The organism is Aureispira sp. CCB-QB1, from assembly GCF_000724545.1.
Classification (GTDB): domain Bacteria; phylum Bacteroidota; class Bacteroidia; order Chitinophagales; family Saprospiraceae; genus Aureispira.
Genome location: NZ_JHBV01000033.1, coordinates 33,697 through 45,119 on the forward strand (window position 1 = coordinate 33,697; position 11,423 = coordinate 45,119).

General features: G+C 35.5%; 12 protein-coding genes. 5 read left to right on the forward strand and 7 right to left on the reverse strand.

Going from position 1 to position 11,423, the window contains the following annotated elements; all coding sequences use genetic code 11:
- The first annotated feature begins 11 nt into the window (after positions 1-11).
- Positions 12-1,130, forward strand: a complete 1,119-nt coding sequence (locus tag CG11_RS17840; RefSeq protein ID WP_052598194.1) for a tetratricopeptide repeat protein — start codon at positions 12-14, stop codon at positions 1,128-1,130.
- Positions 1,131-1,273: 143 nt separating this feature from the next.
- A complete protein-coding gene (locus tag CG11_RS17845; protein WP_052598195.1) occupies positions 1,274-2,140 on the forward strand; it encodes a hypothetical protein in 867 nt (288 codons plus the stop codon).
- Positions 2,141-2,201: 61 nt separating this feature from the next.
- On the opposite strand, the gene CG11_RS17850 is transcribed toward CG11_RS17845, so the two are convergent.
- A complete protein-coding gene (locus CG11_RS17850) occupies positions 2,202-2,636 on the reverse strand; it encodes a nuclear transport factor 2 family protein (RefSeq protein WP_052598196.1) in 435 nt (144 codons plus the stop codon).
- 191 nt (positions 2,637-2,827) lie between these two features.
- Entirely contained in the window at positions 2,828-3,268 is a 441-nt protein-coding gene (locus CG11_RS17855) for a MarR family winged helix-turn-helix transcriptional regulator (protein ID WP_052598197.1), read from the reverse strand.
- Between the two features lie 375 nt (positions 3,269-3,643).
- Between CG11_RS17855 and CG11_RS17860 the strand changes: the two genes are divergently transcribed.
- Both CG11_RS17860 and CG11_RS17865 read left to right on the forward strand, forming a co-directional pair.
- Positions 3,644-4,891, forward strand: a complete 1,248-nt coding sequence (locus CG11_RS17860) for an ABC transporter permease (protein WP_052598198.1) — start codon at positions 3,644-3,646, stop codon at positions 4,889-4,891.
- Between the two features lie 65 nt (positions 4,892-4,956).
- Entirely contained in the window at positions 4,957-6,198 is a 1,242-nt protein-coding gene (locus CG11_RS17865) for an HlyD family secretion protein (RefSeq protein ID WP_052598199.1), read from the forward strand.
- 114 nt (positions 6,199-6,312) lie between these two features.
- Here CG11_RS17865 and CG11_RS17870 read toward each other — a convergent pair whose 3' ends face one another.
- From CG11_RS17870 to CG11_RS17880, 3 genes are all read right to left on the reverse strand, one after another.
- The gene (locus tag CG11_RS17870; RefSeq protein ID WP_052598200.1) at positions 6,313-6,813 is read right to left on the reverse strand and encodes a hypothetical protein; all 501 of its coding nucleotides are present in this window, start codon (positions 6,811-6,813) and stop codon (positions 6,313-6,315) included.
- Positions 6,814-6,833: 20 nt separating this feature from the next.
- The gene (locus CG11_RS17875) at positions 6,834-7,859 is read right to left on the reverse strand and encodes a bifunctional oligoribonuclease/PAP phosphatase NrnA (RefSeq protein WP_052598201.1); all 1,026 of its coding nucleotides are present in this window, start codon (positions 7,857-7,859) and stop codon (positions 6,834-6,836) included.
- Between the two features lie 84 nt (positions 7,860-7,943).
- Positions 7,944-8,429, reverse strand: coding sequence for a DUF6495 family protein (locus tag CG11_RS17880; RefSeq protein WP_052598202.1), 486 nt, complete (start codon positions 8,427-8,429; stop codon positions 7,944-7,946).
- Positions 8,430-8,812: 383 nt separating this feature from the next.
- Between CG11_RS17880 and CG11_RS17885 the strand changes: the two genes are divergently transcribed.
- Positions 8,813-9,235 (forward strand): hypothetical protein, encoded by a 423-nt coding sequence (locus tag CG11_RS17885; protein ID WP_052598203.1) that lies wholly within the window; start codon positions 8,813-8,815, stop codon positions 9,233-9,235.
- 5 nt (positions 9,236-9,240) lie between these two features.
- Here the strand turns inward: CG11_RS17885 and CG11_RS17890 are convergent, their stop codons facing one another.
- Together CG11_RS17890 and CG11_RS17895 are read right to left on the reverse strand one after the other, a co-directional pair.
- Positions 9,241-9,699, reverse strand: coding sequence for a hypothetical protein (locus CG11_RS17890; protein WP_052598204.1), 459 nt, complete (start codon positions 9,697-9,699; stop codon positions 9,241-9,243).
- A 4-nt stretch (positions 9,700-9,703) separates the two neighbouring features.
- Entirely contained in the window at positions 9,704-11,167 is a 1,464-nt protein-coding gene (locus CG11_RS17895) for a hypothetical protein (protein WP_052598205.1), read from the reverse strand.
- Positions 11,168-11,423: the final 256 nt, after the last annotated feature.

The window sequence follows — 11,423 nt, forward strand, 5'->3', positions numbered from 1 at the left end:
AAACCATTCTTATGAAAATCATTCTATTATTTTTTATCCTAACAGGACTCTTTGCTTGTTCTAATTTTGTAACAGCTGACGAAATTCTAAATCAAGGCATTGAAAAAGTCGAGCAACAAAACTACAAAGGGGCTATTGAAGATTTTACCAAGGTCATCGAGGCGAATCCTGAAAATGCGACAGCGTATACCGAGAGAGCTTTTGCACATTGTGAATTGGAAAATTACCCAGCAGCACAAAGTGACTTAGACAAAGCACTAGAGTTAGTTCCAAACTCCTTTAGAGCATACAATTGTCAAGGCATTCTTTTTTCTGCTTTGGGGCAAGAGGAAAAAGCCATTGAAAGTTATTCCACTGCGATTCAATTGCAAGCTAATTCTGCTACCTTGTATTATAATCGTGGTATTTCTTATAATACAATAGCCAATTATGAAGCAGCATTGGCCGACTTTGATGCAGCGATTGAGTTAGAAGAAGATAATACCGATTGTTTTTACCAAAAAGCAGCCTGTTTTTATGATATGGAGGCTTATGATATGGCCATTGATGAATTGGATAGAATTATTGAGTCAGTCCCTAATTATGCAGATGCATTTATCAAACGTGGCGATGCCTACGAGATGAAAGCTGATTATGAAGCGGCAATTGAGGACTACAATCGCTTTATTGAACTGCAAAGCGATGATCCACTAGGTTATAACAATAGAGGATATACGTTTAATAAAATGGGAAAGTATGAGGCAGCTTGTCAAGATTTTGACAAAGCAATTGAATTAGATGTTGATTATGAATTGGCTTATTTAAATAAGGGAGATGCCAAACTAGCTACCCTACAATACGATGAAGCAATTCAACTTTACCAAAAAGTTTTAGATATTAATCCCGTGTCATTTGCGGCCTTGAGTTCGCTAGCAGATGTCTACGAAGCAACCAACAATTATTCGGCTGCCATTGAGCGTTATCACCAAATAATAGCTATAGATTCTACTTACGGAGAGGATTATTTAGCTAGGGGAATGCTTTACATCAAGGAAAATGAGCGGCAAAAAGCCTGTATGGATTTCAAAACAGCTATCGAGTTGGGAGAAGAAACAACTGCTGTTGATGCTTTCAATGAATATTGTAGGTAATTTTTAAGGTTCAAGGCATATCTTCCGCCTTATCTTGGCATATGTTTTGGATTCATAATAAGTATACTTTTAAGGTTGGATCAATAGTACCTTGCCAAAACCTAGCGGTCTATTGTCCCAACCATTCTTAGAAAAATACACACATGAGAATTTTATTATTGCTTTTAAGTACTTTATTTATTTCCTTGTCTATTCACGCTCAAGGTACTTGGAATGATTATGTAATTGGGCGTCCAATGCCTGGTTATTTTGAAGCCAAACAAACGGTTGCCAAAGCCTGGGGCATCAATTATCAAGCTACTTTTGCTGGCTGTGTTTTATCTGATGAGATGTCTGATAAATCCAAGCAGTACCAAGCTACCAATAAAGCCTACTTCAAAACCTTGGCCATTAAATATGGGGATAATTGGATGGAGGAATTTGAATTGGAAGTAAAAAAAGAAATGCATCGTAATACAAGCCAAAAAAAAGGGATTTGGTACGAACTAGTTGATAACAATAAAGACAAATCCTTTTACGCTGCCAAACAAGTTGTTGCTCAAACGTGGGGCATTACCTACAAACCTCAATTTTTGACAAAAGACATGAGTGCAACCGAAAAAGCTGCCTTAACAGAGCTTTTTCTCGCTAATAACGATTACGTACAACAACTAGAAAATACCTTTGGTAAAGGTTGGCAAAAAATACTCGATCAAGAAGTAGAGTTTGAAGTAGCCAAGCAGCAACATTTAGCCAATAATACAGCTACTTGGGTGGATTATGTGGTTGGCAAGCCTTATATGACTTATTTTGAGGCTAAAAAAATAGTAGCCAAAGATTGGGGAATTGCTTACGAAGTAAAATTCCAAGGTTGTGAACTCACGCCCAAAATGGAAAAAGAAATGGCTAAAGTAGAAAAATCAAACGCTCGCTATTTCAAAACCTTAGAAAAGCTTTATGGGGAAGATTGGAAAACGAAATTTGATAGGGCAGTACAGAAAAAAGTCGCTCAAGCGCATTTGTCTCAATAGTTTTGCTCTATATTAGACAACCGAATTCCAGCTAAAATAGGAACTCGGTTGTTTTTTATAATTATGACTCCACCTTTTCGATTACAGGCATATCGTTGACAATCTGCCAAGTGCCATCCTCTTGTTCTACCAACAATAAATAAGTATTAAAAATCAGCTTTTTGCCAACAAATGTTGCGTGAACATAAGCATTAACACCTTGAATGTTGATGCTATTTATACGAACAGCCCTATCATCGCCTCCTATCTTTTTTGCCTCTAACAACGACAGGTACGTTTCTTTATCCGTTACACTCAAATCTTTACTTCCAAACATCCGATTGACCAAAGCACGAAAATCTTTGTGTAAAACTTTCTTCATTTTGGTAACGTTCTGTTGGTCGGCACTTTTGGCAAACATCTCTACAACGTCTACAATTGCTTTAGCAGAATTGGATTGCCCATAGTTATCGGTAAGCGATAAACATAAAATCGTTCCTAATAATAATGTTTTCATAATAATCTTTTTTATAGTAATTAAAATCAATGATTTCTGTGTTTTTAAATTCGATAAAATGCACCTAACGATTGACTAAACAATTATTGACTTATCAATGATCAGTATAAAAAAATAGCACTAGTTATTGCATCTCGCTATTCCTCTGGAAGGGCAGTACTTAAAACAATTGCTCTTTGCCTTTTGTCTTGCTAAAGTTTGTCAAAATTATCATGAATTTTCTTGAGCAATCGATTCAAAGTAACTTTCTCTTCATCACTAATTCCATCCAATCCTTTAGCTCTCATTTCAACGGCTACTGGCAAGACTTTTTCGACCACTCCTGCCCCTTTTTCTGTCAGATAAATACCAAAAGAGCGGCGATCGGCCCCACCTTCTCTTTTTATTAGCATTTGCTTTTGTAACAAGTCCAAAATTCTAGTAATCGACGCTGGGTCTTTGTAAGTAGAAGTTGCAATTTCTCGTTGAGTGGTTCCTGGATACTCACTGATTCGTTTTAAGACGACCCACTGTTCGCTAGACAAATTGACTCCAATGTTTGATAATTCCTTTTTAGCGTACTTTTTGAACCTTCTAGAAACTCGTTCCAACAAAAAAACATAAACATCATCTAATAGTAAATCTTTGCTCATAGAATATCAATTATTGATTTATCAACAATAATAATAGAAATAACTTAGTAATCCAAGTTTTTGATTTAGAAATGTACAAATCCATCCTTCACTTGTTCTCCTATAAATGAGTGACATTAAAGCTAGCCCTATATTTCTAACATAAAAAAAAGTTGTTGTTTAGGCGCTTATCAAAATGAATCGTTAAAATAAGTCTATTCGTCTTTTTAATTTTTGCACTTTTAAATTTTCTCTTACTTTTGTAGCTTCAATTCATTTATACCCAACTTGGCTTAAATATTGTTTAAAATTTAGTTTTTCCTAGAAAAACAGCTATCTCCTAATACAATAATACCCTGCTGTTTAAAAGGCTACCATAATAAAAATTACATCAAAGTGTTTGATAGAGATAAATGGCAAGAAATATTCGGAACCATCCGACAAAACAAACTACGCACTGGTTTAACAGCAGCTGGCGTGTTTTGGGGCATTTTTATGCTTATTTTTATGCTAGGTATGGGAGATGGCCTCGAAAAAGGTATTTTGAATGAGTTTGGAGGGCGTTCTACCAATAGTTTGTACATCTGGCCCCAAGAGACAAGTCTTGCTTACAAAGGCATGCCTGTTGGTCGCTGGGAATCGTTTAATATAGAAGACATCAATGCCTTGAAAGAGCATGCGCCTTATATTGACATTTTAGCACCTCGCCATGTTACTCGTAATATTGTCGCTTCCTACAAAACGCAATCTAATAATTTTGATGTTCGAGGGGAATGGGAAGGTATCTTTAAAGTAGAATCGTTGCTTCCTACTCAAGGGCGTGTTTTGAACCCAAAAGACGAAAAAGAAGCACGAAAAGTAGCTGTGATTGGTCGAACCGTGCAAGAAGAAGTTTTTGGCAATGAGAACCCAATTGGCAAATACATGATTGTCAAAGGAATTCCATTTCAGGTCATTGGCGTTGTCAAATTTGAGGGAGAATCAAGGCGATTGCAAGAAGCTGAGGAAACAATTTTTATTCCATTGAGCACCTCTTTACGCTTGTTTGGCAATGGAAAAGATATTTCTTGGTTTGTATGCACGATTACTGGTGAAACCAAAATCAGTGATGTAGAAGATAATATCATTCAATTTTTAAAAGCAAGGCATAGAATTTCTCCAGAAGATCAGCAAGCTATTGGTTGTTTTAATTTGGAGAAAGAGTATCGAAAAATTACAGGATTATTCAGTGGCGTTCGTTGGTTTTTGTGGATTGTAGGAATTGGTACGCTAATGGCTGGTGTTGTTAGTGTTAGCAACGTCATGCTGATTACGGTCAAAGACCGAACTAGAGAAATTGGTGTCCGCAAAGCTATTGGAGCAACTCCTTGGTCTATTATTAGCTTAATTCTGTTGGAATCTGTGTTTATTACGACCCTATCAGGGTATATTGGATTACTTTTGGGAACGGGCATTATTTCTTTTATCAATTACTCTATTTCTGCAATGGATATGTCAGGGCAAATGTTCATGAATCCTGAAGTTAATTTAGGTGTCAGTATTGGCTCTTTAGTTGTTCTAGTTTTATCTGGCTTGTTGGCTGGGTTGCTGCCCTCGCTGCATGCGGCTAGAATCAACCCTGTGGAAGCTTTACGTTCGGAGTGATTTATTATTTATAATATTCCATACTATTTACTAACCTACTAGTTTGTTCACACATATAGTTTAAAATGAAAAACATCATACTTGGAGTTGTACTAACCTTATTTTTATTTCTAACAATTTGGCTGGTTTCCTACTTTTATAATGGTTCTGGATCAGGAAGTACGGTTCATGAAATCACAACTCCTTATCAAACTTCTATCACTTTAAAGTCAGTTGCGACAGGTACTGTAAAACCAAGAATAGAGATTATGATTACCTCACAAGTCTCTGGTATTGTAGACGAGATTTTTGTAAAAGGAGGTGACATTGTCAAAAAAGGAGATCCTATTGCTCGCTTGCAATTGGTGCCTAGCCCTACCGCACTTAACAATGCTAAAGCTAATGTAGAACTGGCTCGCATTCGTTTGGAAGAAGCGAAACGTCGTTACCAACAACAAAAAAATATTAGTGCTAAAAAATACGATATTCAACAAGCAACAACACAGTTTGAGAATGCTAAAATTCAGGAGGAAAAATATCGAAAACTGTTTGAAGAAGGCGTTGTTCCTGAATTAGAATATCTACAATTTAAAACGGCTTTGGATGTTGCGCAGACAACCTTAGAAAACACAAAAATTGGTGCCAATAGCTCGGTTATTGAGTTAAAATCAAATGTAGAAGTGCTTACGCAAGAACTAGAATCGGCTATTAGTAATGTTCAATTGTTACAAAAAGGGGTCGCTAGTAAGTCTGGACAAATTGCCAATATGGTTCGTGCTACGGTTGATGGGATGGTTTTGGATGTTAGTGTTGAAGTTGGGGATGCTGTTATCGAACGAAATACGTTCAACGATGGTACAGAAATCGCTGAGGTTGCCAATATGCAAGATTTAGTTTTTGAAGGGAATATAGATGAGTCGGATGTAGGACAACTCAAAAAAGGAATGCGCTTGGAATTAACCGTTGGAGCAATTGAAAAAGAGAAATTTGAAGCGGTCTTGGATTATATTTCTCCTAAAGGAGTAGAAGAATCTGGTTCTGTAAAATTTGAAATCATTGCCGATGTCATTCAAAAAGAAGGTATTTTCCTTCGCGCTGGTTACAGTGCTAGTGCCGATATTATCTTAGACAAACGAACCAATGTCATGGCCATTCTAGAGCGTGATTTGATGTTTGAGGACGATGGTCGAGTTTATGTAGAAACAGAAGTGGGCGATCAAGAATTTGAAAAGAAATACATTCAAGTCGGTCTGTCGGATGGAATTAATATTGAAATCTTAGAAGGCGTTGATACTAGTACTAAAATCAAGGTGCAGGGGGCTATGTAACTAACCATACTTCCAACTTTCTACCTAGGTAGATTACCTAAAAGCTCCATTTTGAAATTTCAAAATGGAGCTTTTAGGTTCTTCATTACTTCATAAAAACTATATATCCACTCATCAACAGCAAGTAAATGGAAAAGTAGGATGCAACTCCAAATCGACATAAGCAGAATAGCCTGTCATAGAAGTTTCTGTTCCCTTAAAATCAATGGAAAATTGAAAGCCCCAAGCAACCCCTTCCAAATTTGTGGTCAAGTCTTGTTTCAACCGATCGGTCATCGGATAAGCTTGGATGTAGAGTTGCTCTAAAGCAAGCATCGCTTTGGAAGTCTGTGGTTGTTCTTCTTGTAGTTGAGCAGCGATGCCTTTTTTCGATTCAAGCACATACGCCTCTACATTACCTACAATTTGATTAAAAAGTGTTGTTTGTTTAGGATGTGGTGCCTCGTTCTTGTCGCCCCATATAATTAGCGTAGTTGGGCTATCTCCCATCAATTGCAAACGCCCTTGCCAAAAGCCAGGAAGTACGGTTTTGTTCGTCGCCCGATTGGCTCTATAAACCAACTCACCAAACAAGGGATGCTGTATTTTTTTATTTTTTCTAAAAAGAGAGAACATAGGTTTTAGTTTTCGAAGCTTTATAATTCTACCACCAGTTCTTTGGTTAATTCCTCTTTGTATTCATTTTGAATAACATGTTTGAACTGCTCAATTACTTCTTGGAAAGATTTTTTGCTGGCACCTCCTGAGGCATTTTTGTGTCCCCCACCATTAAAATGTTCCGAACAAATTTTTTGAACAGAAAAGTCGCCTTTAGAGCGTAAAGACAGTTTGACAATGTCACGGCGTTCTGTAATCAGAGCTGCACAACGCATCTTTCTTATTTTTAGAATAAAATTGACCACGCCTTCTAAATCGCCGCGTTGAATGTTGTATTTTCTATGATCGGCATGAGAAAGGGTTATAATTCCAGTATTGTATTCGTCCATAATTTCTAAACACTCAGAAATACAATAGGCCAATAAATTAAAACTCTTAACAGTATACGAATTGAACACTAAGTCTGTCAATTTATTATTATCAACCCCTTTTTCTAACATATTGGCAACAATCCGAAACAACCTCGCAGAAGTTGCATAGCGAAACCCTCCTGTATCCGTCAAAATACCAACATACAAAGCATTTAAAATATCCGCATCCAATTGATCCAAATCTCCCATCATTTCGATAAATTCGTAAATCAACTGACAAGTTGAGCTTGCTGTAACATCGGACAACATAGCATGACAAAAATCTTCTGGATCTATATGGTGGTCAATCATAGCTTTGTAGGCTTTGCTATTACCAACCAACGACCCCATGCCTTCTATTCTTCCCAAACCATTATAATCTAATGCAAAAATCAATTCTGCTTCTTTTAGTATTTGGGTAGAAAACGTACGTGTATTTTCATAAACCAACACATTGTCAAAATCCTTCATCCAATTTAGAAATTGTGGCATTTCGGTTGGCATAATGACAGTGATTCTGTGACCTTGTTTTTTTAGATAATGATACAAGCCCAAAGACGACCCCAAGGCATCACCATCTGGATTAGCATGGGAAGTAATTACAATACGTTTGGGGCTTGATAACAGGTCTTTTAATTGTTCAAAATTTTGCATAAGGAGGTATTAAAGGTCTTGGTTTATTTCATTTTGGGGTATATGAATGATAAAATAAAAGGGACAAGAATATCGTTGACACGATTAGGTGGTTGTTTCATACATTTTTACCAATGCATCAAACATAGATTTACTTGCAGGTTGGCAACCATCTTTGTACAACATACTGAATACTTCGTCAGCGCGATCCTGAGCATAAGCCTTATCCATTTGAAAGACTTTTACACTTCCATTTAGATTATTGGGATTTGCCAAAACGTTCAAATCCTCTGGATTGGTCAAATCTTTGGTAGGATCGTTAATTTGTAAGCCTGTCATTGTAATTTTATCTTCTTGGCAATAGAACACTCGAATGGTATCTTTGGTTCTATGTTGCAAGCAATCAATTTTAGAAAACACCTTTTCTAATACAATATCGCTAAACAAAGTGATTAACTCCTCTACTTTGGCTGGATGATTCTCTTTTAGGCTAACCCACTCTTTGGCTGTAATTTGATTGGAAGCTAAAAACTGGACGAAATCTTCTTCCAATGTTTCCAATTCTTCATTTGTCAGTCGTCTAAATCTCATGTTTCTGCTAATTAAATTCAGAAATGTTATCTATTCCTTTTGTTAATGCAAAATTAAGCATTTTATTGAACTTTTTATTGAACAAGCCGTTCACAGCTTGCTTATCAAGGCTCAAAAACAACCTAAACAATTACTAATCAAATACATAAAAACAAAGCGTGTTCTTAAAATTAGCCTAAGTTGAAACACCAAAAACTACCATTAAGCGCAATTTTAAGTTTAAATAGCTTCTCTAATATTTTTTTGGCATCATTCTAGAATTATAGATTCCCAAAAGCAGATTACACTGCCCAATCACACTCAATTGCAATAATAATAGTCCATTACTTAGCTTGGCTGCTACTCCTTGTTTTAATCGGACTAATCAATAAAATACGAATACTATGACAATGAAACTTTGTTCCCTAATTCTTTTTATTGCGCTTAGTCTAAACTACAGTTATGGACAAGCCAATTTCAAATTCAATCAAACATTTTCATCGATGAATGCGACCAACATAACCATGGATGTAGACGATAGTGAAATCTTAGTTAAAACAATTAAGGGCTCTCGTATAGTAATTGAAATGTTGATTAACGTTTCCTCACCCAATACTCGTTTACTAGAATTTATAGCCAAAGGAGGACGTTATGACTTAGAGAAATCGTATGATGACAACACACAAACATTAACTTTAAGTTCTAAGAAAAACAAAAATATTATTACAATCAAAGGAGAAGAAATTGAAGAACAAATAAGCTATGTTATCTATGTTCCAGAAAACATTCAACGTGTTAATGATAGCGTTGCTGTGCTTCATTTATAAGAACATTAATCCTCTTCTAACTCTACCAAATGCTGTTCTAAACTATGAAATGTTTGGGTTGGCGCAGGAGGATACTCTGTTATTAGATAAATTATTCCTGTAACAATAGCTAAACTCGCCCAAGCTATACTTCCCCACTGCCAATTCATTTGCTCAAATAAAAAGGGGTAAGTCACTAAAAAAGTCAAGACAAGTACCAAGCCCCTGTTTAACAAACTTTTGTCTGTATAAAGGCTCAACCAACGATGTATTTCTGGTACTCGCGACCAATACAAAACCAACAAAAAAGTAGTTACCATCCATCTAATACTCCATATCGTAGCCAAATCGGTATCTGGAATGTTATCTGCAAAAATAGAGTGCCACATCTCAAACTCTACCTCATACCCTGATAGTCGGTCTACAAAAGGTAATAAATAACTCAACAAGTAAAAAAGTAGAGACAGATTAAATACATATTTCATATTTCTAATATTTAGAAGCGTTTTGAGCCAACTCCTCAATGATTTCTCTGATCCAATCAGAATTAGACAAAGGACTCAACTCTGCATACAACAGCTGCAATTTTGTTCGTTCTTTTTCAAACTGCTTCTCTGCCATAAAAGTTGACTTTTCTTTTAATTTTGCCACTTTTTTGACAATTCTTAACATATTTAGGTTGGCTTTTTTTCGGTAGTCGGATTGGGTTTTGTGACGCATGACATACAATCGGAATGTATCGACCAAATTAATCAAAGGTTCCATTTCTTGCAATTCATAATAAATTTGTAGTTGTATTGTTTTGGCTCCAACACCATAAGATATATCTGTAAATAAGATCGTCATCAACAACTTTAAAGCTTTTGAGTATTGTTGAGTTGCATAATAAAAAACAGCCAAATTGTAGTTAAAGGCATTTTCTTGAACTTCTGGTCGAAGTTTCTTTTTGTTTTTGTGAATAAAAGTTTCTGTCCACTGATAATCTTTCGTTCTTACCCCTGCTGTTACAATATTCTTGTAATCACTTTCTGGCAAATAACCATCTTCTAACAATAAGTGCTTTTCTAACTTTTGTTTATAAATCGTCAAAAACTCCTTGTAATAGCTCGTAATACCATTGTTAATTTTCCGAATACAAAAATTCTCTGCATAATCGTAAAGTAAAATCAACTCTTCTCGCAAAAAAAGCTTGCCGTAGTCCTCTATCAACACTTTTAACTGTTGGTAAGCCTTATCATCACTGTTCTGAAGCGTTTTTAACACTTGATAATACACATGAATTAAAGGATGTTGCTTTTTATCAAAATCCGCTGCTTCCAACCAAGACAACAAATCTTTGATATAATGCGCTTCATAATTTGCCTGAATTACAATATTCCGACTCAGCATATCACAAGCTATTTTTAATTTTTGAGCGATGTAAAAATAATCTAGTTGATTGTTTTGTTCTTGCAAATGTACATCGTACAACCGCTGCTTCTTATCTAAGTGAATTTGATTGAGTAAAGTGTGATAATGATATTTTTGATAATAAAAATCAACCGTTTGAAAGGGATATTGCTTTTGCAACAACTGATGTTGCCTGCTATGGCTTGCAGCTTGTTTGGGCACTCCCAATTCATGTACCGCCTTCAACGCATTGGATTTTTGTTGAAATGCCTGTGTTTCATATTCTTGATAAGCTAAAAAACCACTCAGTAACTCTAACAATTTAGAAACAATATAATTGAATTGGGTATCACTAAACTTTTTGTGGGGATATATCGCATAAAATACCTGCTCTTTGCCAACCGAACTCAAATCAAATACAGGAGCATACTGCATCAAAAAATCTAACAACAAAATGGTAGGCTTATGCTTATTAAAAAAAGGGGCGTGTACATATTCACTAAATCGATGTTGTGCTCGGGTAGATAAATTTCTTAAAACTTCTAATAATTTGCTATTATTCAAAACAAAATAGTTATTTTATAAAAATTACAACAAAATAAAAACCTGATTATCAATATAAAAATAACAATTAAAACTATTTTTCATGTTATTTTAGTTCAAAAAAGTACTTTTTTTATAAATATAGATGAAGTATGTTTGTAACAATGAAAAAATAGGGTTGGGTTATCGCTTCCCTATGTATTTAGATTTTTAATACTCTGTTGATTATTATTCGCTATGCTCATGAGATTACAAGCAAAGCAAGTAACAAAAACTC